The organism is Ornithinimicrobium cerasi, assembly GCF_003702705.1.
GTDB lineage: Bacteria > Actinomycetota > Actinomycetes > Actinomycetales > Dermatophilaceae > Ornithinicoccus > Ornithinicoccus cerasi.
Window position 1 is genome coordinate 104,314 of record NZ_QZMN01000002.1, and the last position, 22,725, is coordinate 127,038.

The 22,725-nt window shown below is 74.1% G+C and carries 22 protein-coding genes; 5 read left to right on the top strand and 17 right to left on the bottom strand.

Annotated elements, in window-relative coordinates:
* Nucleotides 1–154: 154 nt before the first annotated feature.
* Nucleotides 155–670, bottom strand: a complete 516-nt coding sequence (locus D4B81_RS02440; RefSeq protein WP_122260933.1) for a SixA phosphatase family protein — start codon at nt 668–670, stop codon at nt 155–157.
* Between the two features lie 183 nt (nt 671–853).
* Between D4B81_RS02440 and D4B81_RS02445 the strand changes: the two genes are divergently transcribed.
* Both D4B81_RS02445 and D4B81_RS02450 read left to right on the top strand, forming a co-directional pair.
* Nucleotides 854–3,211, top strand: a complete 2,358-nt coding sequence (locus D4B81_RS02445) for a hypothetical protein (protein ID WP_122260934.1) — start codon at nt 854–856, stop codon at nt 3,209–3,211.
* Between the two features lie 11 nt (nt 3,212–3,222).
* Nucleotides 3,223–4,050: a hypothetical protein gene (locus D4B81_RS02450; RefSeq protein ID WP_122260935.1), complete on the top strand. Its 828-nt coding sequence runs from the start codon at nt 3,223–3,225 to the stop codon at nt 4,048–4,050.
* 54 nt (nt 4,051–4,104) lie between these two features.
* Here D4B81_RS02450 and D4B81_RS02455 read toward each other — a convergent pair whose 3' ends face one another.
* Genes D4B81_RS02455 through gatC form a run of 4 tightly spaced genes read right to left on the bottom strand, consistent with a single transcriptional unit; the run spans nt 4,105 to nt 8,528 of the window.
* Nucleotides 4,105–5,052 (bottom strand): NAD(P)-dependent oxidoreductase, encoded by a 948-nt coding sequence (locus D4B81_RS02455; RefSeq protein WP_122260936.1) that lies wholly within the window; start codon nt 5,050–5,052, stop codon nt 4,105–4,107.
* Between the two features lie 34 nt (nt 5,053–5,086).
* Nucleotides 5,087–6,634, bottom strand: coding sequence for an Asp-tRNA(Asn)/Glu-tRNA(Gln) amidotransferase subunit GatB (gatB, locus tag D4B81_RS02460; RefSeq protein ID WP_122260937.1), 1,548 nt, complete (start codon nt 6,632–6,634; stop codon nt 5,087–5,089).
* On the bottom strand, nt 6,631–8,223 hold the full coding sequence (gene gatA, locus D4B81_RS02465; RefSeq protein WP_122260938.1) for an Asp-tRNA(Asn)/Glu-tRNA(Gln) amidotransferase subunit GatA: 1,593 nt from the start codon (nt 8,221–8,223) through the stop codon (nt 6,631–6,633). Before gatA ends, gatB begins: the two co-directional genes overlap by 4 nt.
* Before the next feature lie 8 nt (nt 8,224–8,231).
* Nucleotides 8,232–8,528 (bottom strand): Asp-tRNA(Asn)/Glu-tRNA(Gln) amidotransferase subunit GatC, encoded by a 297-nt coding sequence (gene gatC / locus D4B81_RS02470; protein ID WP_097186908.1) that lies wholly within the window; start codon nt 8,526–8,528, stop codon nt 8,232–8,234.
* 153 nt (nt 8,529–8,681) lie between these two features.
* Here gatC and D4B81_RS02475 point away from each other — a divergent pair, with 153 nt between their 5' ends.
* Together D4B81_RS02475 and D4B81_RS18400 are read left to right on the top strand one after the other, a co-directional pair.
* Nucleotides 8,682–9,140 (top strand): VOC family protein, encoded by a 459-nt coding sequence (locus D4B81_RS02475; protein ID WP_202613539.1) that lies wholly within the window; start codon nt 8,682–8,684, stop codon nt 9,138–9,140.
* The gene (locus D4B81_RS18400; RefSeq protein ID WP_202613540.1) at nt 9,137–9,307 is read left to right on the top strand and encodes a hypothetical protein; all 171 of its coding nucleotides are present in this window, start codon (nt 9,137–9,139) and stop codon (nt 9,305–9,307) included. The genes D4B81_RS02475 and D4B81_RS18400 overlap by 4 nt, the downstream gene beginning before the upstream one ends.
* 13 nt (nt 9,308–9,320) lie before the next feature.
* Here D4B81_RS18400 and D4B81_RS18665 read toward each other — a convergent pair whose 3' ends face one another.
* Nucleotides 9,321–9,746 (bottom strand): glutaredoxin domain-containing protein, encoded by a 426-nt coding sequence (locus D4B81_RS18665; protein WP_237565764.1) that lies wholly within the window; start codon nt 9,744–9,746, stop codon nt 9,321–9,323.
* A 76-nt stretch (nt 9,747–9,822) separates the two neighbouring features.
* Here D4B81_RS18665 and D4B81_RS02485 point away from each other — a divergent pair, with 76 nt between their 5' ends.
* A complete protein-coding gene (locus D4B81_RS02485) occupies nt 9,823–11,262 on the top strand; it encodes an MFS transporter (protein WP_237565765.1) in 1,440 nt (479 codons plus the stop codon).
* A 7-nt stretch (nt 11,263–11,269) separates the two neighbouring features.
* Here D4B81_RS02485 and ligA read toward each other — a convergent pair whose 3' ends face one another.
* From ligA to D4B81_RS02540, 11 genes are all read right to left on the bottom strand, one after another.
* Complete coding sequence (ligA, locus tag D4B81_RS02490; RefSeq protein ID WP_122260940.1) at nt 11,270–13,492, bottom strand: NAD-dependent DNA ligase LigA; 2,223 nt, start codon at nt 13,490–13,492, stop codon at nt 11,270–11,272.
* Complete coding sequence (locus D4B81_RS02495; RefSeq protein ID WP_122260941.1) at nt 13,489–14,496, bottom strand: DMT family transporter; 1,008 nt, start codon at nt 14,494–14,496, stop codon at nt 13,489–13,491. Before D4B81_RS02495 ends, ligA begins: the two co-directional genes overlap by 4 nt.
* Nucleotides 14,493–15,587, bottom strand: coding sequence for a uroporphyrinogen decarboxylase/cobalamine-independent methonine synthase family protein (locus D4B81_RS02500; RefSeq protein WP_122260942.1), 1,095 nt, complete (start codon nt 15,585–15,587; stop codon nt 14,493–14,495). The genes D4B81_RS02495 and D4B81_RS02500 overlap by 4 nt, the downstream gene beginning before the upstream one ends.
* Before the next feature lie 69 nt (nt 15,588–15,656).
* Nucleotides 15,657–16,775: a tRNA 2-thiouridine(34) synthase MnmA gene (mnmA, locus tag D4B81_RS02505; RefSeq protein WP_122260943.1), complete on the bottom strand. Its 1,119-nt coding sequence runs from the start codon at nt 16,773–16,775 to the stop codon at nt 15,657–15,659.
* Entirely contained in the window at nt 16,775–17,992 is a 1,218-nt protein-coding gene (locus D4B81_RS02510) for a cysteine desulfurase family protein (RefSeq protein ID WP_122260944.1), read from the bottom strand. The genes mnmA and D4B81_RS02510 overlap by 1 nt, the downstream gene beginning before the upstream one ends.
* 69 nt (nt 17,993–18,061) lie before the next feature.
* On the bottom strand, nt 18,062–19,021 hold the full coding sequence (locus tag D4B81_RS02515; RefSeq protein WP_122260945.1) for an electron transfer flavoprotein subunit alpha/FixB family protein: 960 nt from the start codon (nt 19,019–19,021) through the stop codon (nt 18,062–18,064).
* Between the two features lie 34 nt (nt 19,022–19,055).
* Nucleotides 19,056–19,844, bottom strand: coding sequence for an electron transfer flavoprotein subunit beta/FixA family protein (locus D4B81_RS02520; protein WP_122260946.1), 789 nt, complete (start codon nt 19,842–19,844; stop codon nt 19,056–19,058).
* 130 nt (nt 19,845–19,974) lie between these two features.
* Nucleotides 19,975–20,754 carry a hypothetical protein gene (locus D4B81_RS02525; RefSeq protein ID WP_122260947.1) on the bottom strand — a complete coding sequence of 260 codons (780 nt, stop codon included), beginning with the start codon at nt 20,752–20,754 and terminating at the stop codon, nt 19,975–19,977.
* Complete coding sequence (locus tag D4B81_RS02530; RefSeq protein ID WP_122260948.1) at nt 20,751–21,107, bottom strand: PadR family transcriptional regulator; 357 nt, start codon at nt 21,105–21,107, stop codon at nt 20,751–20,753. Before D4B81_RS02530 ends, D4B81_RS02525 begins: the two co-directional genes overlap by 4 nt.
* Nucleotides 21,108–21,250: 143 nt before the next feature.
* A complete protein-coding gene (locus D4B81_RS02535) occupies nt 21,251–22,051 on the bottom strand; it encodes an enoyl-CoA hydratase/isomerase family protein (protein ID WP_122260949.1) in 801 nt (266 codons plus the stop codon).
* Nucleotides 22,048–22,632, bottom strand: coding sequence for a hypothetical protein (locus D4B81_RS02540; protein WP_202613541.1), 585 nt, complete (start codon nt 22,630–22,632; stop codon nt 22,048–22,050). The genes D4B81_RS02535 and D4B81_RS02540 overlap by 4 nt, the downstream gene beginning before the upstream one ends.
* Nucleotides 22,633–22,725 lie beyond the last annotated feature (93 nt).

Sequence of the window (22,725 nt, forward strand, 5' to 3'; positions counted from 1 at the left end):
CCCCCGCGACCTGTGCACCCCAACCGGTGTTCTGCGGTTGAAATATCACGTGCACATGATCATCTGCGATGCACAGGTCGGGAGGGGATGTTCGGGAGGAGGGGATGTTCGGGAGGAGGGGATGTTCGGAAGGAGGCCGGGACGGGGGCGGCCCTCAGCCCCGGGCGGTGTGCACCGCCGCGAGCCTCGCCATACCCTGCCCGAGCTCCGCCCAGGCCCCGTCGAGGGTCAGGACGGCGGCGGTGCCGGTGGGGACGTGGTCACGGACGCTCGCCAGGGCGGTGCCCGCCGAGGCGGTCTCGTCGGCGAGGGTGAGGGTGAGGGTGCTGATCGAGGGCTCGTGGCCGACGGCCCAGACGGTCCCGACCCCCTCCGGGGTCTCCCGGACCGCCTCGAGCACCCCCTGGGCACCACGCTCGTACAGAGCCCTCCCCGCCCAGACCTCGGCGTCGTCGACCCCCGCACCGACGAGCAGGTGGTCGGTGGTCTGGCGGGCGCGCGCGGCGGTGGAGACGAGGACGAGGTCGGGCAGGAGCTCCTCGTCGGCGAGCCACCTCCCGAGCGCCAGGGCATCGGCCCCGCCCCGGTCGACGAGCTCGCGCTCGTGGTCACCACCCGGGTGGGTCCGCTCGGTCTTGGCGTGCCGGATCAGGACGAGCGTGCGAGCCATGACGCCACCGTAGCGCGGTGGACGGCCCGGTCGCGGCGCTCCTAGGATCGGGTCACGGGCCCGGCCCGTGCTGCACCCGGTCACGCACCAGTACGACTCAGCGATGAGTCCACCCGCACGGTGGTCCCGTCTGGCCACCACCGCGTCGGTCCGCAGAGCCAGACGCGCTCAGGGGAGATGGCGATGCACGACGACGACACCGGATGCGGCTGCTGCGGGGACGAGGGGCCGTACTTCTTCGACGAGCAGGGCGACCTCGTCGAGGACTGGGGGGAGGGTGCCGACTGGTCCGCGCCCACCCCGCCGCACCTCGCCGCCGGTCTGCGCGAGAGGGTCAGGCCCGAGACGGCGCGCCCGGTCCTGCGCCAGCGGTCCTGCGGCCTGCCGGTGCTGAAGGGCTCCTGGCTGATCGAGCTGACCTCCCGGGTGCGGGAGCCTGCGGTCGCGCGGCGCTCCATCCGCGGTCCGATGCGCATCGAGGTCCAGGAGCGCGCGCTGCGCATCAGCGGTGACATCTACGTGCACAGCCTGCCCGACCCGAGGACCGAGCGGTCGATGCTCACGCGCGTCGTCCACGACGGGGACGGGTCCGCGGACGACCCGACCTACCCCCAGCTGCCCCCGAACCAGTACTCCTGGTACTTCCGCTCCACGGGGGTGAGCTACGCCTCCGGCGTGCTCAGCTTCGGGCTGCGACGCCACCTGTGGGACCGCACCAGCCAGGACTTCGTGTCCGAGGACGCCGGCAGCATGCGGCTCACCTGCCGTCGCTCGATCCTCGCCCGCAGCGGATCGGCAGCGGTGCTGAACGGGACGGCCACGATCGGCGGTCGGCTCTACGACGTCCGGGCGACGAGGACCTCGACCATGTACCGCGGTTGCGCCGTCGAGGTCGACGTGATGACGGGGCGCTCGTGGCCGCAGTCCGCCATGCACCAGGGCGTCGCCCGGACGTTCCGCGACGTCTTCGCCACCAGCGGGTGGGACGTCAGCGTCCGGGTCGACGAGCTCGGTGTGCCCGACGACGCCAGCCTGTCGATGGCCGAGCTGCAGACCCTGCTGACCACGCACAGGGCCCCCGGCTCCGGTGACCCCTGGCGGCTCTGGCTCCTGGTGGGTTCGGCCCAGGGCGGGCTGTTCGGGGTGATGTTCGACGACGACTCCGTCCCCCGCGAGGGTGCCGTCGGCTTCGCCGACGCGACCCTGGGCGACCAGTCGTTCATCGAGCCGTCCGCCCGGAACCAGCCTCTCGACGCGGTGCCCGCCGCCTTCCTGCGCACCCTCGTGCACGAGGCCGGTCACGCGCTCAACCTCTTCCACCCCAAGCACGACACGCACAACCCGCCCATCGGCACCGAGATCATGAACCAGACCGGCGACGTCATGGGCTTCGCCTCCGCCACCGACACCTACCCGGGCAACGCGACGTTCGCGTTCGCCCCGCACGACCACGACTCGCTCGTGCACGCCCCGGACCCGCAGGTGCGCCCCGGCTGGAAGAACTTCGGCTGGGGTCACGGCAGCCTGTCCGCCGGGGTGCCCATCCCCGCGGACGCCGCCGGCCTGCAGGTCGGCGACGACGCCGAGGACCTCGCCCTGACGATCGACCTGCCCACCGACACCTTCGTGGGAGAGTTCGTCACCGCCTCGGTGACGCTCACCAACACCGGTGCCGAGCCCCGGACGGTCACCGGCCGCCTCAACCTGGCCGAGGGCTACCTGCGCTTCCACCACGTCCTCCCGGACGGGGCCGTGGAGCAGGTCCGCGACGTCATCGTGGCCTGCGGTCCGCGCGCGGTCACCGAGCTGGCCCCCGGCGAGTCGATGACCGCGCGGATGCAGGTGTTCTTCACCAGCGAGGGAGTCACCTTCGAGCAGCCGGGCACGCACGTCGTGCGGGCCGAGTTCGTGGCCGATACCCTCACGACCGTGCGCAGCAACCGGGTCCGCGTCCACGTCCGCACCGCGGCCACCGAGACGGAGGTCGACATCGCCGAGCAGACGATGGACGCGGGGGTCGGCCGCGCCTTCGCCCTGGGAGACTTCGGCAGCGATCTCGACGCCAGGGCGCGCCTCGTCACCGTGGCGGAGGCCCACCACGACGTGGACACGGGCGGTGCCGCGGCCCTCGTGCTCGCCAACTCCCTGGCGCGTACCCACACGGACTACCGACGCTCCGCCCGGCGGTCGGGCGGAGGGTCCGACGGCTCAGGAGACCACCCGACGGACGACGCGGCACCCGGTGCGGAGGACGTGACGGCCGGTGCGGACGACGTCGGTGCGGGAGCGGCGGCGTGGGGGGTCGACGCCACACGCGAGGCCGCCCCGGACGAGGCCAAGCACTTCCTCGACCTCGCCATGCAGGGGCGCACGGCCGAGGAGATGGTGCACCTCGCAGCCACCGTCGCCAGCCCCGTCGAGGCGGGTGCCCCGGTCGTCGGAGCCGCGATGACGCGGGCCCGCCGGGCCCGCAAGGGCAAGGCCGACCTCGCTGCCGCGGAGGCCATCGTGGCCGACTTCGGGACGGCGGCCCCTTCATGAGCGACTCGGGGATGAGCGACTCCGGCGCGAGCGACGTCGGGATGAGCGACTCCGGCGCCAGCGACTCCGGCCCGGCCAGCTCCGGCGAGAGCGACACCGGCCTCAGCGACGCCGGCCTGCGACTGGTTCTGGACGTTCCGTCGCCGTCCGGCCTGGACGAGGTGCTCGTCGGCCGGGTGAGCCTGACCAACGAGACCACCGAGCCGGTCAGCGTCAACGGCCGGCTCACCCTCGCCGAGGGTGACCTGGGGGTCACCGCGACCGGCGCCGGCGGGGTGCTGGAGGCCGGCTGGCCGTGGCCCGCCGACTCCGGCCTCCGCACCCTCGAGCTGGCCCCCGGCGCCGCGCTCGAGACCGGCGTGCTGCTGCTCAGCACGCCCACGTCCCAGCCCCTCTTCCCGGCTGCCGGCCGCTACACCCTCGTCGCCACCTACGACGTCGGGGGTGGCGGGCGGGGACCGGTGGTCACCAGCGAGCCGGTGTCCGTCACGCGCACCGAGCCCCGGACCGACGCGGCCCGCGCCGACCGTCGGGCGCTGCAGGACCGCGACGTCATCCAGTCGGTGGCGGCGGGCGGGACGATGGGCACGGCCGGCCCCTCGCTCGCCGATCTGGCCGAGCACGCCACCGGTCCCACGGCGCTGCTGGCGCGGCTCGCGGGCGGGTCCGCACCGGCGTCCGGCGACGAGGCAGGCAGCGAGGACCCGGTGGCCGCGGCCGCCGCCCTCACGGCGGTGCTCCTGCCGGGCGACGAGCGGCGCGAGGCGCTCGGTGCCGCCCTCGACCTCGGTCGCGACGCCCGGGCGCGAGCCATGCTGCGGGCGGAGCCGACGCCCTGACCCCGGTCTGACCGGCCCGCACGGGGCCCGGGGAGGGCGCGTGCGGCATACCGGTCAGGCGGTGTGCACCACGTGCTCGAGGCGTCCGCCGTCCCGGTATGCCGTGAGCTGGCGGGTCACGTACGCGCCCATCCGGGGGTAGGCGGCGGGGGTGCCACCCCCGACGTGCGGGCTGACCAGGACGCCCGGGGTCGAGAGGAAGGGGTGGCCGTCCGGGAGCGGCTCGGGGTCCGTGACGTCGACGGCGGCACGGAGCCGTCCGGCGGCGCACTCTGCCAGGAGCGCGTCCGTGTCGACGACCGCGCCGCGGGCCACGTTGACCACGAGCGCGTCGTCGGGCAGCGCGGCGAGCACCGCGGCGTCGACGAGGCCGCGGGTGCGCCCGCTGAGGGGGACGGCCACGACGAGCACCTGCGCCCCGGCGAGCAGCCCCGGGAGGTCGCCGCTCCCGTGGACGGTGTCGACGAGGTCGTCGCCCGCGCGGGGCCGGCTCGCGACGGCGACCACCTCGCACTCGCACGCCAGCAGCCGGCGGGAGAGCGCCCGACCGATGCCGCCGTAGCCGAGGACGACCACCCGGGAGTCGGCCAGCGCCCGCCGCTGCCCGACACCGCTGGTGTCCCAACGACCCTCCGCCTGCGCGAGCGCGTAGGTGGCGAGGCCGCGCTGGGCGGCGAGGATCAGCGCCAGGGCCATCTCCGCGGTCGGCGTGTCGTGGACGCCGACCGCGTTGGCCACGGCGACCCCGGCCGGCACGTGCGGCAGGGCGTGCTCGTAGCCGGCCGAGGCGAGGACCACGGCCCGCAGCCCAGGCACCTCGCGCAGCCGCCGCAGGAGGGGGCCGGCCGAGAAGGGCAGGACCAGGACGTCGACGGCCCGGCCGCCGCCGGGGAGGGTGTCCCCGTCGGCGCCGTCGTAGGCCAGCACCTCGACTCCCTCGACCGGGCCGAGGTGGTCGAGGAGCTCCTGCGGGACGGCGGCGACGGGTCGCGTGGGGGTCATGGCGCCACGGTATGCCGTGCCCGCACGTCCGCGGTCAGGCGTCGACGCCGAGCGTCGCGAGGATGAGCTCGCGCGCCCTGGCCGCGTCGGCCTGCCCGCGCATCTCCTTCATCACCTGACCGATGAGGGCACCGGCCGCCTGCACCTTCCCGCCCCGGACCTTCTCCGCGACGTCGGGGTTGGCGGCCAGCACCTTCTCCACGGCTGCCTGGAGAGCGCCGTCGTCCTGGACCAGCTCGAGACCGCGCGCGTCGGCGACCTCGGCGGGGCCGCCCTCCCCCGCGACGACACCCTCGAGCACCTGGCGCGCCATGGAGTCGTTGAGCCGACCCCCGGTGACGAGCCCGTCGAGCTCGGCGACGTGCGCCGGGGTCACGCCCAGGTCGGTCACCGCGACCCCCTGCGCGTTGGCCCGCCGCGCGAGGTCACCGGTCCACCACTTGCGGGCCGCAGCCGGCGAGGCGCCGGACGCGACGGTGTCCTGGATGACCTCCACGGCGCCGGCGTTGACGACGTCGCGCATCTCCAGGTCGGTGTAGCCCCACGCGGCCTGCAGGCGCCGGCGGCGCTCGGCCGGGTTCTCCGGCAGCGTGCCCCGCAGCCGTTCCACGTCCTCACGGCTCGGCGCGACGGGGACGAGGTCGGGCTCGGGGAAGTAACGGTAGTCGTCGGCGTCCGACTTGGGGCGCCCGGCGGTCGTGATGCCGGTGTCCTCGTGCCAGTGCCGGGTCTCCTGGAAGATCTTCTCCCCCGCGTCGAGGATCGCCGCGTGCCGGGTGATCTCGTAGCGGATCGCCCGCTCGACCGAGCGCAGCGAGTTGACGTTCTTGGTCTCGGTGCGGGTCCCGAGGACCTCCGCGCCGACCGGCATCAGGGAGACGTTGGCGTCGCAGCGCATCGAGCCCTGCTCCATCCGCACGTCCGAGACGTCGAGCGCGCGGAGCAGGTCGCGCAGGGTCGAGACGTAGGCCTTGGCCACCTCGGGGGCGCGGTCGCCCGCACCGAGCATCGGCTTGGTGACGATCTCGATGAGCGGGATGCCGGCCCGGTTGTAGTCGACGACGGAGTAGTCGGCGCCGTGGATGCGCCCGGTCGAGCCCCCCACGTGGGTCGACTTGCCGGTGTCCTCCTCCATGTGGGCCCGCTCCACCTCCACCCGGAAGGTGAACGGCGGCTCCCCGGCCTCGTTGGCCGGCACCTCGACGTCGATCCAGCCGTCGAAGGCGATCGGCTCGTCGTACTGCGAGGTCTGGAAGTTCTTCGGCATGTCCGGGTAGAAGTAGTTCTTCCGCGCGAACCGGCACCACTCCGCGATGGTGCAGTTGAGCGCGAGCCCGATCCGGATCGCCGACTCGACCGCGGTGGCGTTGACGACGGGGAGCGCGCCCGGCAGGCCCAGGCAGACCGGGCAGGTCTGGGTGTTGGGCTCGGCGCCGAAGGTGGCCGCGCAGCCGCAGAACATCTTCGTCGCGGTGTTCAGCTCGACGTGCACCTCCAGGCCCATGACGGGCTCGTAGCGGCTCAGCGCCTCGTCGTAGGGGACCGTGTCCTCCTGGTGGACCGGCCGGGTCGAGATCGTCATGCCGTTCCCTCCTGCGTCGTGCCCGCGGCGGTATGCCGTCCCGGCTCCGGTGCCGTCTCCGGCACCTCGGGCAGACGGTCGATGACCGGGCCGCCCTGCTCCTGCGCGAGGCGGGCCTCCAAGGCCGCGCCCACGGCATACAGGCGCTGGTCCTCCATGGCGGGGGCGAGCAGCTGGATGCCCGCCGGGAGGCCGTCCTCGTCCGCGAGACCGGAGGGGATCGACATCCCGGGGATACCGGCGAGGTTGGCGGGGATGGTGGCGATGTCGTTGAGGTACATGGCCATCGGGTCCTCCATCTTGTCCCCGATCCGGAACGCGGTGGTCGGGGCGGTGGGGCTGACCAGCACGTCGGCCTGCTCGAAGGCGGCCCTGAAGTCGTCCGCGATGAGGGTGCGGACCTTCTGGGCCTGGCCGTAGTAGGCGTCGTAGTAGCCGCTGGAGAGCGCGTAGGTCCCCAGGATGATCCGGCGCTTGACCTCGTCGCCGAAACCGGCGTCGCGGCTGGTCGCCATCACCTGCTCGGCGGACGGGCTGCCGTCGGGCGCCACCCGCAGGCCGTAGCGCATCGCGTCGTAGCGGGCCAGGTTGGAGCTGGCCTCCGAGGGCAGGATCAGGTAGTAGGCGGCCATCGCGTAGACGAAGTGCGGGCAGGACACCTCGACGATCTCGGCACCGAGCGCGCGGAGGTGGTCCAGGGCCTCCTGGAAGCGGGTGAGCACGCCGGGCTGGAAGCCCTTGCCGGAGATCTCCTTGACGACGCCGACCCGCAGACCGGTCAGGTCGCGCGTGCCGGTGGCGGCGGCGACGACCGGCGGGACCGGGGCGTCGATGCTCGTGGAGTCGAGGGGGTCGTGACCGGCCAGCACCTCGTGCAGGAGGGCCGCGTCGACGACGGTGCGGGCGCACGGGCCGATCTGGTCGAGGCTCGAGGCGAGCGCGATGACGCCGTAGCGGCTCACCCCGCCGTAGGTGGGCTTGGTGCCCACGGTGCCGGTCACCGCGGCGGGCTGGCGGATGGAACCTCCGGTGTCGGACCCGATCGCCAGCGGCGCGAGGAAGGCGGCGACCGCCGCGCTCGAGCCGCCGCCGGAACCGCCGGGAATCCGCTCCAGGTCCCACGGGTTGCGGGTCGGGCCGAAGGCGGAGTGCTCGGTGGAGGAGCCCATCGCGAACTCGTCCATGTTGGTCTTGCCGAGGATGGGCATCCGGGCGTCCCGCAGGCGGGTGACGATCGTGGCGTCGTAGGGCGGGACGAAGTGCTCGAGCATCCGTGAGCCGGCCGTGGTCGTCAGGCCCTGCGTGCAGGCGATGTCCTTGACGGCGACGGGGACCCCGGCCAGGCGCGGCAGCTCCTCGCCGGCCGTGCGCGCCTCGTCGACGGCGCGGGCGGCGGCCAGCGCGCCGTCGGCGTCGACGAGGAGGAAGGCGTTGAGCGCGGGGTTGAGGCGCTCGATGCGGTCCAGGTGCGCCTGCGTCAGCTCGACGGAGGTGAACTCCCCCGCCGCGAGCCCGTCGGCCATCCGGACCGCGGTGAGGCGGGTGAGGTCGCGGGGGGAGGTGCCGCTGCCGGTCGTGGCGTCAGTCATCTGCGGCCTCACTCCTCGTCCAGGATCCGCGGCACGCCGAAGCGCCCGTCCTCGGCGTCCGGCGCGTTGGCCAGGGCCTGCTCGGCGGTCAGGCTGGGGCGCACCTCGTCCGGGCGGGTGACGTTGACCAGGGGCAACGGGTGCGACATCGGCGGCACGTCGGCGGCGGCGACCTCGTTGACCTGGCCGACCCAGTCGACGATCTGGTCGAGCTGGCCGGCGAGGCGGTCGAGCTCGTGGTCCTCGAGCTGGATGCGCGCCAGCATGGCGACGTGCGCGACGTCGTCGCGCGAGAGGTTGGACATGCGGGCCAGTCTAAGGTCGGCGCCGCAGCGGCCCGGACAGCCGTCGGAACCGCTGGGAGGACGCTCGCGGTGCCGCATCGATGAGTTCGGCCGTCGAGGTCGGTCACCCCTCCACGGGCGGCATCAGGTATCCCACGAACGACGGGAGAAGAGATGACACGTCTCAGCAGCGTGATGCTCGGCACGACCGACCCGGAGCGGCTGCACGCGTGGTACTCCGCGGTCCTGCAGCCCGAGACCGACACCCGGACGGGCGACTACCGGATCCTGGGCCTGGCCGGCGGCGTGTACCTGTTCATCGACTCCCGCGACGACGTGCAGCCGGACCACCCGGACCCCGCCAGGACCATCCTGAACCTCGAGGTCGAGGAAGCGCGAGCGTTCGCGGACCGTGCGGAGGCGGCGGGAGCCCGCTGGGTCGCCCCGCTCGAGGACCGCAACGGCAGTCTCTTCGCCACCGCGCAGGATCCGGACGGCAACTACGCGCAGGTGATCCAGCTCACGACGAGCCGATGGGCCTGCTCGGCATCGAGCTCGGGGCGCGGCGCGTCATGGTCTATCTCAAGGAGGACCATGCGCCCGCCGGCTACACGGTCCTCAACTTCCCGGTGACGGACGTCCGGACGGCCGTGCGCGCGCTCGGCGAGCGCGGGGTGGAGTTCCTCCGCTACGACGGCTTCGAGCAGGACGAGCTCGGGATCACCGGCGGCCAGGGGCCGGAGATCGCGTGGTTCGCCGACCCTGCCGGCACCGTTCTCTCCGTGCTGTCCAGGCGCTGACCGGGCGTAGGTCTCAGGAGGTGGCCAGTCGTTCGAGCACGACCCCGGCGTCCGGGTTGGTGTGGGGAGTTCCGTCGATCACCACGGTCGGCACCGTCTCGTTGCCGTCGTTGACGCTGCGCACGAAGGCGGCGGCCTCCTCGTCCTGCCAGATGTTCACCCAGGTCACGCGCTCGGTGTCCGCGCCCAGCGCGAACTTCAGGCGCTGGCAGTAGCCGCAGCCAGGGCGCCAGTAGACGACGACGGGGCGCTCGGACTCGGGCATGGCGAGGACCTCCTGGTGGGTGGTGGTGCGTCCGCCCCGGCGGGGAGCGGTCCACCACACGAGGGCGAGCCCGCCCGCGGCGTAGGCGAGGGCGAACAGGTAGTCGCCCTGGTACAACGACGTCCCGACCACCACCACGACGAGGGCGAGCAGGACGATCCACAACCGGCGCATGATCCCAGTGTGCCAGCGGACCACCAGGGCGTCCCTGGCCCCGTCGGTGCCCCCGGCACGGTCCTACGCTGGGCGGGTGAGCGACACGACCGCGGAAGGTTATCTGGACAGGCGCTCGCCCCGGGGGCGCGCCATGCTCGCCGCCGTGACGCTCGGGTCCGGCATCGCCATCCTCGACGGGTCCATCGTCAACGTGGCCCTCCGCGCGGTCGGCGAGGACCTCGGCGCGAGCCTGCCGCAGCTGCAGTGGGTGCTCGGGGGCTACCTCCTGACGCTCGCCTCCCTCGTCCTCGTCGCGGGTGCCCTGGGCGACCGTCACGGACGGCGTCGCGTCTACCTCGTGGGGGTGACGTGGTTCATGGTCGCGTCGGCGCTCTGCGCGCTCGCGCAGGACCCCGCCCAGCTCATCGCCGCGCGCGTGGTGCAGGGCGTGGGGGCGGCGCTGCTCACGCCCGGTGCGCTCGCCCTCATCGAGACCAGCTACGCCCCCGAGGACCGCGCGCCGGCGATCGGCACGTGGGCCGGGGTGTCCGGCATCGCGGCTGCCGTCGGCCCGTTCGTCGGCGGCCTCATCGTGGACGTGACGACGTGGCGCTGGATCTTCGCCATCAACGTCCCCCTCTGCGTGCTGGTGATCGTCCTCGCCCGCTGGTCGGCCCCGGAGAGCCGGGACGAGGAGATGCAGGGCCGGTTCGACCTCGTGGGCTCCACGCTCGTCGTGGTGTCCCTGGGGGCCTCCACCTGGGCCCTCACGACCGCCGCGGACGCGAGCGCCGGTGCGCTCACCGTCGCCTGGGTGGTCGCCGCTGCAGCGACGGCGGCCTTCCTCGTCCGCATCAGGCGGGTGCCCCACCCGCTGGTGCCGCCGCACCTGTTCGGCTCCCGGGTCTTCTCGGCCGCCAACGCCATGACGCTGCTGGTCTACGGGGCGTTCGGCGCGGTCCTCCTCTTCGTCGTCATCCAGGTCCAGGTCACGTCCGGCTGGTCCGCGACCGCCTCGGGACTCGTCAGCCTGCCGATCACCGTCGCGCTGATGATGTTCTCCTCCCGCGCCGGTGCGCTCTCCGCGCGGATCGGACCCCGGGTCCCGATGACCGTCGGTCCGATCCTGTGCGGTGCCGGCACCCTGGGGATGGTGGGCGTCGGCGAGGGCACCGGCTGGCTCGGCGTGCTCCCCGGCATGGTGGTCTTCGCGCTCGGCCTGGCCCTGCTGGTCTCCCCGCTCACCGCGACCGTGCTCGCGGCCGTCGCCGACCGGTATGCCGGCCTCGCCAGCGGGATCAACAACGCCGTGGCCCGCACGGGTTCGCTGCTGGCGGTGGCGGCCCTGCCCGCGCTGGTGGGGCTGTCGGGGACCGATTACACCGACCCGGTCGCCTTCACCGAGGGGTACCGACGGGCGATGGTGATCTGCGCCGTCCTCCTCGCGGCCGGCGGTGTCATCAGCTGGTTCGGGCTGCGCCCCGGTGCGGTCGGTGGGTCGAGGGGCACGCCACCGACGGCCGTCGATCGCTAGTGGAACGCTAGTCGGGCGACCCCGTCTCCAGCAGCCGCACGAAGCCCTCCTCGTCCAGGACCGGCACCCCGAGCTCCTCGGCCTTCGCGGCCTTGGACCCCGCGTTGGCGCCGACGACCACGAAGTCCGTCTTCCTGCTCACCGACCCGGACGCCTTGCCGCCGCGGGTGATGATCGCCTCCTTGGACTCGTCCCGGCTGAAGCCCTCCAGCGAACCGGTGACGACCACTGTCCTGCCCTCCAGCGTGCGCTCGACCGACGCGTCGCGCTCGTCCGCCATCCGCACCCCGTCGGCCGCCCACCGGTCCACGATCTCGCGGTGCCAGTCGACCTCGAACCACTCGCGGACCGACTCGGCGATGACCTGACCCACCCCCTCGGTCGCGGCCAGGCGCTCCAGCGACGCCTCCCGGACCGCGTCCATCGAGACGAACTCGGTGGCCAGAGCCCGCGCCGCCGTCGGTCCGACGTGCCGGATCGAGAGCGCGACGAGCACCCGCCACAGCGGCTGGGACCGCACCTGGTCGAGGTTCGCGACGAGCTTGGCACCGTTGGCCGACAGCACCCGCCCGTCCACCACCTCCTCCGGCGGGTCGGTCTTGCGCGCTGCGCGCGTGTAGAGCGGGACCGTCGCGATGTCCTGCGCCGTGAGCGAGAACAGCGTCGCCTCGTTGGTCAGCACCCCTGCCTCGAGCAGCGCGTTGACCCCCTCGAAGCCGAGGGCCTCGATGTCGAACGCCCCCCGACCGGCCAGGGAGGAGAGCCGCTCCCGGATCTGGGCGGGGCAGGCCCGGCTGTTCGGGCAGCGGATGTCCTTGTCCCCCTCCTTCTCCGGCCGCAGGGCGGTGCCGCAGGAGGGGCACTCGGTCGGCATGACGAACGCCCGCTCGCTCCCGTCCCGCTTGTCCACGACCGGGCCCAGGATCTCGGGGATGACGTCGCCGGCCTTGCGCAGCACGACCGTGTCGCCGATGAGCACCCCCTTGCGCTCCACCTCGGAGGCGTTGTGCAGCGTCGCCCGCTCCACGGTCGAGCCGGCCACCTGCACCGGCTCCATGAGGCCCCAGGGGGTGACCCTCCCGGTGCGCCCCACGTCGACGCGGATGTCGAGGAGCCTCGTGGTCACCTCCTCGGGGGGGTACTTGTAGGCGACCGCCCACCGGGGCGCCCGGGACGTCGACCCCAGCCGCCGCTGCACGACGACCTCGTCGACCTTGACGACGACACCGTCCAGCTCGTGCTCCACGTCGTGGCGGTGCTCGCCGTAGTGGGCCACGAACTCGCGCACCTCCTCCAGCGAGCCCAGCACCCTCGTGCGGTCCGACACCGGCAGCCCCCAGGCCGCCAGCACCTCGTAGGCCTCCGACTGCCGCGAGATGTCGAAACCCTCCCGGGCGCCGATGCCGTGGACGAGCATCCGCAGGCCGCGCGAGGCGGTCACCCGCGGGTCCTTCTGCCGCAACGACCCGGCCGCCGTGTTGCGCGGGTTGGCATAGGGGGCCTTGCCGGCCGCCACCAACGCCGCGTTGAGGTCCTCGAAGGCCGCGACCGGGAAGAACACCTCCCCGCGCACCTCGACCAGCCTCGGCACCGGTACGGGGTCCGGCTCCGCCCCCTCCTCGCCGCGGTCTGCGACGGCCCCCTCCACGACCACGTCGTCCAGGACACCGACGGCCTGCTGCTCCTCGGGAGCCCGCAGCTGGTGCGGCACGCCCTCGATCGTGCGCACGTTGAGTGTCACGTCCTCCCCCGTCCGCCCGTCGCCGCGGGTGAGCGCGCGGACCAGGCGACCCTCCTCGTACAGGAGGTTGACCGCGAGGCCGTCGATCTTCAGCTCGCACAGGTAGTGCACCTGCGCGCCGCCGGCGTCCCGCTCCACCCGCTCGGCCCAGGCCGTCAGCTCCTCCACGGAGAACGCGTTGTCCAGGCTGAGCATCCGCTCGAGGTGGTCCACCGCCTGGAAGTCCGTCGAGAAGGTGCCACCGACGACCTGGGTCGGGCTGTCCGGGACCCGCAGCGCCGGGTGCTCCTCCTCCAGCGCCTCCAGCTCCTGCACGAGCGCGTCGAACTCGCCGTCGCTGACGACCGGCGCGTCCCTGACGTAGTAGGCGAACTGGTGGCCGCGGATCTGCTCGACGAGGTCCGCCCACCGGTGCCGCACCGCGTCGGGGACGTCGTCCTCCGGCAGCTCGGTCGGTGCGTCGCGCGGGTCCTCGGGGCTCTGCGTCACCCGTCCATCCTGGCAGGGTCCACCGACAGGCCCGGGGTATGCCGTGCGCGTCCCCCCGGGCGGGGCCGACCCCCGCGCGTGATGAGCATCGACCCGGCGAGGACGACGACCGCCCCGAGCACCGTCAGGCCGCCCAGCCGCTCCCCGAGGAGGATCACGCCCAGCGCGACGGACACCACCGTGATCGGGTAGGTGACGCTCGTCGCCACGGTGGGGCCGGCGGCGCGGACCACGGAGTACTGCATCGCCTGGGCCAGCCCGGTGCCGACCACGCCCAGCGCGACGACCGCGAGGACCGGTCCCCAGAGCTCCCACCCCTCCGGCGCCGCCCCGGCCGGCGGGAGGGACAGCGGCCCTCCGGACCGGGCCCCCCGCCACCACCAGTCGAGCACGAGCAGGAAGGGCGCCTGGGCCACGGCGACGAGCACCTGGGCGGCCGGCATCGAGAGCCCGCCGGGGTCGACGCCGGACAGGAACCGGCGGACGTAGGTCCAGCCCACGCCGTAGCTCGCGGACGCCGCGAGCACCATCGCCAGCCCGACGGGGTCCGGACCGTGGTCCATCGACCACGGCTGGGCGACCAGGACGACGCCCAGGAAGCCGACGGCCACCCCCGCCTGGCGGCGCCGACCGACCGGCTCGCCCGGCAGGAGCAGGGCCGTCGCCAGGACTGCGGTCACCGGCGTGGTGGCGTTGGAGATCCCGGCGACGGCCGAGCTGACCCGCTCCTCCCCCACGGCGAAGAGGAACCAGGGCAGGGTGCACAGCAGCGTCCCGGTGACCAGCAGGTGGCCCCACGTCCGCCACCCCCTCGGCAGCCGGGTCCGGGTGAGGGCGACCAGCGCGAGCAGCACGGCGCCGCCGCAGACGATCCGCAGCCCCGCGACCTGGGCGGCGCCGAGCACCTCGAGACCGACCTTGATCAGGAGGTAGCTGGACCCCCAGATGAGGGCGAGCGCGGCATACCAGACCTGCCAGGGCACCGCACCGGCGCGGGAGGTCACCCGGCGGCCACCTCGGCCAGCACCGCCGCCGCCTGCACGGTCGCGACAGTCGACGCGCGTGCCCCCTCCGGGGTGCGCCCCGCCAGCCCGCACGCCGGGCTCACCGTGAGGCCGGACAGCTCGCGGGCCGGCAGCCCCAGCTCGTGCCAGCGCCGGACCAGGGTCGCGACGTGGTCCCGGTAGGACGAGGGGTCGCCGTCGCTGGGCAGGGCCCCCGCCCAGAGGGAGACCTTCGCGTCGAGCAGCTCGGCGACCGTCTCCCAGGCACCCACCCCCAGCAGCGAGGTGTCGAGGCTGACCGCGTCCACGCCGGCCCGACGCAGCACGTCGAGGGGGACGTCGGGCGCGCACGAGTGCACGACGACGCGGCCGGCACCGGCCCCGCGGGCGGCGTCCACGACGTCCTGCAGCGCACCGACGAGCTCGGCCGGCTCGGGAGTCCGCAGCACCCGGTAGCCCGACTCGGACCGGATCCGGCCCAGCCCGACCGCGGTCAGCGTGGGCTCGTCGACCTGCAGGACGACCTCGGCCCCCGGCACCAGCCGGCGCACCTCGGCCACGTGCGCGGCGGACCCCTCGGCGAGGGAGCCGGCGAGGTCACGCGTGGCGCCGCGGTCGGCGAGGACGCGGTCGCCGAGCGGCAGCCACAGCGCGGCCGCCATCGTCCACGGCCCGGCCACCTGCACCTTCAGCGGCCCGCGGTAGCCGTCGAAGACCTCGGCGAGCCCGTCCAGGTCCTGCCGCCACCACGAGCCCGTCCGTGCGGCGTCCCGCCCGGGCCGGTCGACCAGTCGCCAGCCCTGCGGCTGGAGGTCGACGGAGAGGTCGACGAGGAGCGACGCCGCGCGGCCGACGAGGTCGGTGCCGGGCCCGCGGGCGGGCAGCTCGGGCAGGTACGGCAGCCCGCCGACCCCCTCCGGGAGGGAGCCCGCCAGCTCCCCGCGCACCACCCGCAGGGCCTCGCCGACGTCGCTGCCGGGCCAGGACCCGACGCCGGTCGCGGTCACGCCGGCCGAGCTCGCCCGCCCGTCCCCGGGGGCCTGGTCGTCGTGGCGGGCGGGAGGCTCGGAGTGGGGTTCGGAGGGGTGCACGGGCCAACCCTACGGCCGCCCGCGGGCACCTCCGCCGCCGTCAGGGTCCCGGTTCCTCCGGCGGGTCGCTCAGCGCCGCCCGCTCGCGGTGATCGTCGCCGACCCGACGACCCGCGTGCCGTCGTAGAGCACCACCGACTGTCCCGGTGCCACCCCGCGCGTGCGCCGGTCCAGGTGCACCGTGACCCGCGGGGGTATGCCCTCCCCCGCCTCCACCCGGGCGCTGCCCGGGTGCTCCTCGCCGTGGGCGCGCAGCTGGGCGCCGACGCGCACCGGGCCGGTGCCGGCCGGTGCCGGGCCGCACCAGCGCAGGTGCTCCCCCACGACCACGTCGACCCCGAGCAGCTCCTCCGGCCCCACGACGACCGTGTTGGTCCGGGTGTCGGTGGAGACGACGAACCTCGGTCGGCCGTCCGCCGCGGGCACCCGCAGTCCCAGCCCGCGGCGCTGACCGACCGTGTAGCCGTGGGCGCCGGCGTGCTCACCCAGGACCGCCCCGTCGGTGTCGAGGACGGGCCCGGGGCGCTCGCCCAGCCGCTCGGCCAGCCAGCCGCGCGTGTCCCCGTCGGCGATGAAGCAGATGTCGTGGCTGTCCGGCTTGCGCGCCACGCTGAACCCCCGCTCCGCCGCCTCCGCGCGGATCTGCGGCTTCGTCGAGTCGCCGAGCGGGAAGAAGCTGCGCCCGAGCTGGTCGGCGTCGAGGACCCCGAGCACGTAGGACTGGTCCTTGGCGGGGTCGACCGCGCGGTGCAGCTCGCGCCGCACCCCCGTCTCGGCCGACGGGTCGGGCACCTCGACGACCTGCGCGTAGTGCCCCGTCGCGACCGCGTCGAAGCCCAGCGCCAGCGCCTTGTCCAGCAGCGCGGCGAACTTGATCTTCTCGTTGCAGCGCAGGCACGGGTTCGGGGTGCGGCCCGCGGCGTACTCCGCGACGAAGTCCTCCACCACGTCCCGGCGGAACCGCTCGGCCATGTCCCACACGTAGAACGGGATCCCGAGCCGGTCGGCCACCCGCCGCGCGTCGCCCGCGTCCTCGATCGTGCAGCACCCGCGCGCGCTCTCGCGCAGCGTCGCCGCGGACTGGGCGAGCGCGAGGTGCACGCCGACCACCTCGTGCCCGGCGTCGAGCATCCGGGCCGCCGCGACGGCCGAGTCCACCCCGCCGCTCATCGCCGCCACCACCCGCATCAGCCGGCCCTCCCCGCCGCGTGCGCGCGCCGGGCCCGCCCGACCGCCTCGGGCAGGGCGGCCAGGAAGGCCGCCACGTCGGCGGCGGTGGAGCCCCGCCCGAGGGTCAGCCGCAGCGCCCCGCGCGCCTCCTCCTCCGGCACCCCGATCGCCAGCAGGACGTGGCTGGGGCGCGGGACGCCGGCCGTGCAGGCGGAGCCCGTCGAGCACGCGACGCCGGCGGCGTCGAGGAGGTACAGCAGCGAGTCGCCCTCGCAGTCCGGCACGCGCAGGTGCGCGTTGCCGGCCAGCCGGCGGGTCGTGTCACCGGGCTCCCACGGCCCGCTCACGGTGATCCCGAGGTCGAGCGCCAGGGCGCCGGTGACCAGGGCGTCGCGCAGGCCGGCGAGGTATGCCGCGTGCCCGGCCCTGCGCTCGACCGCCAGGCAGACCGCCTCCGCCAGCCCGGCGATCCCCGCCGTGTCCGGGGTGCCGGCGCGCAGCCGGCGTTCCTGGCCGCCGCCGTGGACGAGCGGCACCGGGCTGAGGTCGCGGCGGACGGTGACGGCACCCGCACCCACCGGACCGCCGACCTTGTGCCCGGTGACGACGCCGAGGTCGACCGTCGAGAGGTCCAGCGGGACCTGGCCGAGGGCCTGCACCGCGTCGGAGTGGAGAGGGACGTCGTGCCCGTGCGCCACGTCGGCGAGCCCGGCCACCGGCTGCACCGTGCCGACCTCGTTGTTGGCCCACATGACGCTCGCCAGGGCGACCGTCCCGGGTCCGCCGTCGGCCCGCAGCGCGTCGTCCAGCGCCACCGGGTGGACGACGCCGTCGGCGTCCGGCTCGACCCAGGTGACCCGGGCGCCCTGCGTCGCGACCAGGTGCTCCACCGCGTCGAGCACGGCGTGGTGCTCGATCCCGCTCACCACGAGGCGGTCGCGACGTTGGTCGGCGGCGACGCGCGCGGCATACCCGCCCTTGACGGCCAGGTTGTCCCCCTCGGTGCCGCCGGAGGTGAAGACCACCTCCGAGGGGCTCACGCCCAGGGCCTGGGCGACGCGCTCGCGGGACTCCTCGACGACCCGCCGGGCGGCGCGCCCGGGGGCGTGCAGCGAGCTGGGGTTGCCCAGACCGTGGTCCCGCATGGTGCGCGCGACCACCTCGACGACCTCGTCCAGCACCGGGGTGGACGCGGCGTGGTCGAGGTACGTATGACGAGGGGCGGGGCCGGGCACCGTCCGAGTCTACGGACCGTGGGCCGGGACCCCGCCCCGTCGTGCCTGCGTCGTGGGTCGAGCTGTCGGTCAGTCCTTGCGGGCGTTGACCTGCTCGGTCGCCTGCGGCAGGACGGTGAAGAGGTCGCCGACGACGCCGAAGTCGACGAGCTCGAAGATCGGCGCCTCCGGGTCCTTGTTGACCGCGACGATCGTCTTGGACGTCTGCATGCCCGCGCGGTGCTGGATCGCGCCGGAGATGCCGGCGGCGACGTAGAGCTGCGGGGAGACCTGCACCCCGGTCTGCCCGACCTGGGAGGCGTGGGGGTACCAGCCGGCGTCGACCGCAGCGCGCGAGGCCCCGACCGCGGCTCCGAGGGAGTCGGCGAACTGCTCCACGGGAGCGAAGTCACCGCCCGTGCCTCGCCCGCCGGAGACGACGATCGCGGCCTCGGTCAGCGACGGGCGGCCGGAGGCCGCCTTGGCCGAGCGCTCCACGATCCGGGCCGCGCGGGCCACGTCGGAGAGCTGGATGTCCACGCTCTCCTCCACGCCCGCACCGGGCGACTCCTCCACCGGGACCGAGTTCGGCTTGAGGGTGATCACCGGGCTGCCCCGGGTCACCGAGGACACGACGGTGTAGGACCCGGCGAAGACGGACTGGGTGGTCCGCACCCCGCCAGCCTCGCCCGGCTGCACGTCGACCGCGTCGGTGATCAGCCCGGAGGAGGTCTTGATCGCCAGCCGCCCGGCGATCTCCTTGCCGTCGTTGCTGCTGGGCAGCAGCACCGCGACCGCACCGGTGCGCTCCACGAGCTGGGCCAGCGCCTCGGCGACCGGGGCCACGAGGTGGTCGGTCAGGTCGGGCGACTCGAGGCGGTAGATCTTCGCGGCGCCGTAGCGGGCGAGCGTCTCGCGCGCGGTGTCGCCACCGGCGCCGACGAGGACCGCCGACGGCTCGCCCAGGCGGGCGGCCGCGGTGAGCAGCTCGGCGGTGGACTTGCGGACCTGCCCGTCGACGTGGTCGACGAGGACCAGAACTTCAGCCATGTCTCTACTCTCTCTTCGTGCCGGGACGGGCGGGTCAGACGAACTTGCGGGAGGCCAGGAACTGCGCCAGGGCGGTGCCGCCCTCGCCCTCGTCGGCCACGACCTCGCCGGCCGTGCGCGGCGGGCGGGCGGTGACCTCCTCGACCCGCGACCAGGCGGCGTCCAGCCCGACCTGCGCGGGGTCGACGCCCAGGTCGGCCAGCGACCAGGTCTGCACCGGCTTCTTCTTCGCCGCCATGATCCCCTTGAACGAGGGGTAGCGCGGGTCGTTGATCTGGTCGGTCACCGACACCACCGCGGGCAGCGTCGACTCGATCGTCTCGCTGGCGGTCTCGTCGTCGCGACGGATGCGCACCGTGCTGCCCTCGACGGTCAGCTCGGAGGCGAACGTCACCTGCGGCAGGCCCAGCCGCTCGGCCAGCATCGCCGGCACCACGCTCATCGACCCGTCGGTGGAGGCCAGGCCCGTGAGGACGAGGTCCACCGGGGTCTCCTCGCCGATCTTGCGGACGGCCTCGGCCAGCACCAGCGAGGTCGCGACCGCGTCGGAGCCGGCGATCGCCTCGTCGGTGACCAGCACAGCCTTGTGGGCCCCCATCTGCAGGCTCTTCTTCAGTGCTGCGGCGGCGTCCTCGGGGCCCATCGTCAGCACCGTCACCTCGCCCTCGCCCGCCTCGACGATCTTCAGGGCCTCCTCCACGGCATACTCGTCGAGCTCGGAGAGCAGGCCGTCGACCCCCTCGCGGTCGGTGGTGTGGTCAGGTTCGAAGCCGCGGTCGCCCTGGGCGTCCGGCACGTACTTCACACAGACGACGATGTTCATCCGTCACGTCCTCGTAGTCGGGATCCGGTGGTTCGCCGTCCATCTTGTCATCCGTCCCGGGGTGCCCCGGACACGGGACCGCCCGCCCCGGTGGGTGCCGGGGCGGGCGGGAGGTCTGCCGTGACGCGGCTCAGGAGAGGGCGTGCAGGACCCAGGTGAGCCCCAGCAGGAGGAGGGTGAGGAGCGGCAGGAGGAGAGCGGTTCCCCACCGGGCCGCACCCGTCGGGGCAGGACGCTGCCCGGGCGCGAGGATCTCGTCACCCTCCGGCGGGGCGTCCGCCCAGGTCGCCACCGCGCCGGCCGCCGAGAGGACCACGGCCAGCACGGCCACCGGGAGGACGCCGACCTCGAACCACGTCTGGCGGAACAGCAGCAGCACCGCCACGAACGACCCGATCAGGACGACCGGGGCGCCGAGGGCGAACGTCCATCGGTGCTCCACCAGCATCCGCACCGCGGCGGGCGCCCACCTCAGCACCGCCGTCAGGAGCAGCAGGACCAGACCCAGGGCCAGCAGGTCGCCGACGGTGACCGCCACCCTCTCCCCCGCCAGCCAGCCGGTGAACGCCCGGACGGCGGCGAGCATCCCGACCAGGCCGACGACGTTCCCGACGACGGTCAGGGCGCTGACGCTCCAGGCGGGGCCGTCAGCCAGCTCGTTCTCCGCCAGGTCCCTGGCGTAGGGCCTGGGCTCGCCGAAGGCCTCCCGTGCGCCCTGGCCCGACTCGACAACGTGGCTCTCGACGGTGACGAGGGCGTCCCCGATGCGGTCCCCGGGCACCCCCAGGAGCCGCAGCTCGACGATGAAGTCGTCGCGCCAGTCCTTCTCGACGCTCGGCGCGATCCGCCCCGGGTCGGCGAAGATGCCTGCGCGGCGGCGGGTTGTGCCCTGCTCCTGGATGTCGTTCATGCGGTCCTCCCTGCGATGGGCGCGCTGTCCGTCAGCGCGCGGGTGGTGGTGGTGAAATCCGCCCAGCGACGCACGAGCGCCTGGGTGTGCGTCCGGCCGACGGGGGTCAGCGCGTAGAACTTGCGGCCCGGGCCACCCTCGCCCGGACGCCACTCGACCTCGACCAGGCCCGCCTCCTCGAGGCGGCCCAGCAGCGGGTAGAGGGTGCCTCCCTTGACCTCGCCGAGACCTGCCCCGGCGAGCGACTGGGTGATGGCGTAGCCGTAGCTCGGCCCGTCGAGGAGGACCCGCAGCACGCAGACCTCCAGGACGCCCCGCAACCACTCGCTCGGCCACGACTCTTCTGACTTCATGACTAGACCGTATATCTGACTAGTCAGATATGTCAACTAGTCAGGGTGGCAGTCCTGTGCCCGAGGGGCGACTCTCCCGACGGCCGGGGAGAACGACGACGCGCGCCCCGCGGTGGCGGGGCGCGCGTCGGTGAGCGGTGGGGTCAGCGTCCCTCGAACGTCGCCTTCCCCGGGCCCTCCTTGACGAACGACGTCATGCCGATCTCCCGGTCCTTCGTGGCGAAGACCCCGGCGAACTGCATCGCCTCGATGGCCAGGCCCGTCTCCAGGTCGCCGTCCAGACCCCGGTCGATCGCCTCCTTGGCGGCACGGAGCGCGAAGGCCGGGCCGTGCACGTAGCGCTGGACCAGCTCGCGCGCGGTCGCGTAGGCCGCACCGGGCTCGCAGACCTCGTCCACGAGACCGATCTCGGCGGCCTCGACGGCGTCGATCATCCGCCCGGAGAAGACCAGGTCCTTGGCCCTGGTCACCCCGACGAGCCGGGCCAGCCGCTGCGTGCCTCCGGCGCCCGGGATGACCCCGAGCAGGATCTCGGGCTGACCCAGCCGGGCGTCCGAGGCGGCGACGCGGAAGTCGCAGCACAGCGCCAGCTCGTTGCCGGCGCCGAGCGCGTAGCCCTCGATCGCGGCCACCGTCGGCTTGGGGATCCGCGCGACGGCGGAGAAGGCGGCCTGGATGAGCGGGGCGCGCTGCACCATGTCGGTGTAGCTCATCCGCTGCATCTCCTTGATGTCCGCCCCGGCGGCGAAGACCTTCTCGCCGCCGTAGAGGACGACCGCCGCGACCTCGTCCTCGGCCGCGACGATGCCGGCCGCCTCGCCCAGCGCGTCCTGCACCTCGATCGAGAGCGGGTTCATCCTGGGGCGGTCGATCCGGACGGTGGCGATGCTCGCCTCGATCTCGACCCGCACGAACTCGCTGCGGGTCTCGACGGTGCGGCTCATGCGCTGCCGTCCTGCTCGGGGTCCGGACCGGTCGTGCCCTCGGCCGCGCCCTGGCCGGAGGTCCCGACCGAGAGCCACGGCCCCACGACGGTGCCCTCGGGCGCACCCTCGGGGATCTGCGGCTCCTGCCCCGCCTCCACGCGGGACTTGGCGACGACGTTGCGGTGCCACAGGGCCAGGGCCTGCAGGACGAGACCGACGGCGATCTGCAGCTTGCCCTTCGGGTCCTCGGGCCGGGCCACGATCTGCTCCACGGCCAGGACCAGGTTGCCGTTGGCGATGCCGGCCTTGACCAGGTTCACCCCCAGCGTGACGTCGTTGCAGCCGTTGAGCCGCGTGAGCAGGTCGTCCGGCACCGAGGAGGCGATCTGCCACTGGCCGAAGACGCGCATGATGTCGAACTGGTTGCCCGGCACGGACTTCACGAAGAGCTTCTGGTCGCGGGCCTGGAAGGCGACGTCACCCTCCTTGTCGAGGTCGGGCTGCATCTGCAGGTCCTGGAGCGCGTCCAGGACCCGGCCGGTCAGCGGCCGCTCCTGGGGCGGCGGCGGGAAGTTGGGCAGCGAGGTGGGGTCGGTCATGGCCCCCAACGTACCCGCCGCCGCCGACGGCTCCCAGACGGGCGCCGCGCCCGAGGCGGCACCGGTCCGGCCCCACCCCGCTCGGGCCTAGGG

Coding starts and splice junctions, on each gene's coding strand:
- mnmA (WP_122260943.1), bottom strand. CDS start 16,775: ATGCGGGTGGTGGCGGCGATGAGCGGCGGGGTGGACTCGGCCGTCGCG.
- D4B81_RS02525 (WP_122260947.1), bottom strand. CDS start 20,754: ATGAACGACATCCAGGAGCAGGGCACAACCCGCCGCCGCGCAGGCATC.
- D4B81_RS02450 (WP_122260935.1), top strand. CDS start 3,223: ATGAGCGACTCCGGCGCGAGCGACGTCGGGATGAGCGACTCCGGCGCC.
- D4B81_RS02445 (WP_122260934.1), top strand. CDS start 854: ATGCACGACGACGACACCGGATGCGGCTGCTGCGGGGACGAGGGGCCG.
- D4B81_RS02530 (WP_122260948.1), bottom strand. CDS start 21,107: ATGAAGTCAGAAGAGTCGTGGCCGAGCGAGTGGTTGCGGGGCGTCCTG.
- D4B81_RS02540 (WP_202613541.1), bottom strand. CDS start 22,632: ATGACCGACCCCACCTCGCTGCCCAACTTCCCGCCGCCGCCCCAGGAG.
- gatA (WP_122260938.1), bottom strand. CDS start 8,223: ATGACTGACGCCACGACCGGCAGCGGCACCTCCCCCCGCGACCTCACC.
- gatC (WP_097186908.1), bottom strand. CDS start 8,528: ATGTCCAACCTCTCGCGCGACGACGTCGCGCACGTCGCCATGCTGGCG.
- D4B81_RS02475 (WP_202613539.1), top strand. CDS start 8,682: ATGACACGTCTCAGCAGCGTGATGCTCGGCACGACCGACCCGGAGCGG.
- D4B81_RS02535 (WP_122260949.1), bottom strand. CDS start 22,051: ATGAGCCGCACCGTCGAGACCCGCAGCGAGTTCGTGCGGGTCGAGATC.
- D4B81_RS02520 (WP_122260946.1), bottom strand. CDS start 19,844: ATGAACATCGTCGTCTGTGTGAAGTACGTGCCGGACGCCCAGGGCGAC.
- D4B81_RS02515 (WP_122260945.1), bottom strand. CDS start 19,021: ATGGCTGAAGTTCTGGTCCTCGTCGACCACGTCGACGGGCAGGTCCGC.
- D4B81_RS02440 (WP_122260933.1), bottom strand. CDS start 670: ATGGCTCGCACGCTCGTCCTGATCCGGCACGCCAAGACCGAGCGGACC.
- D4B81_RS02455 (WP_122260936.1), bottom strand. CDS start 5,052: ATGACCCCCACGCGACCCGTCGCCGCCGTCCCGCAGGAGCTCCTCGAC.
- gatB (WP_122260937.1), bottom strand. CDS start 6,634: ATGACGATCTCGACCCGGCCGGTCCACCAGGAGGACACGGTCCCCTAC.
- D4B81_RS18665 (WP_237565764.1), bottom strand. CDS start 9,746: ATGCGCCGGTTGTGGATCGTCCTGCTCGCCCTCGTCGTGGTGGTGGTC.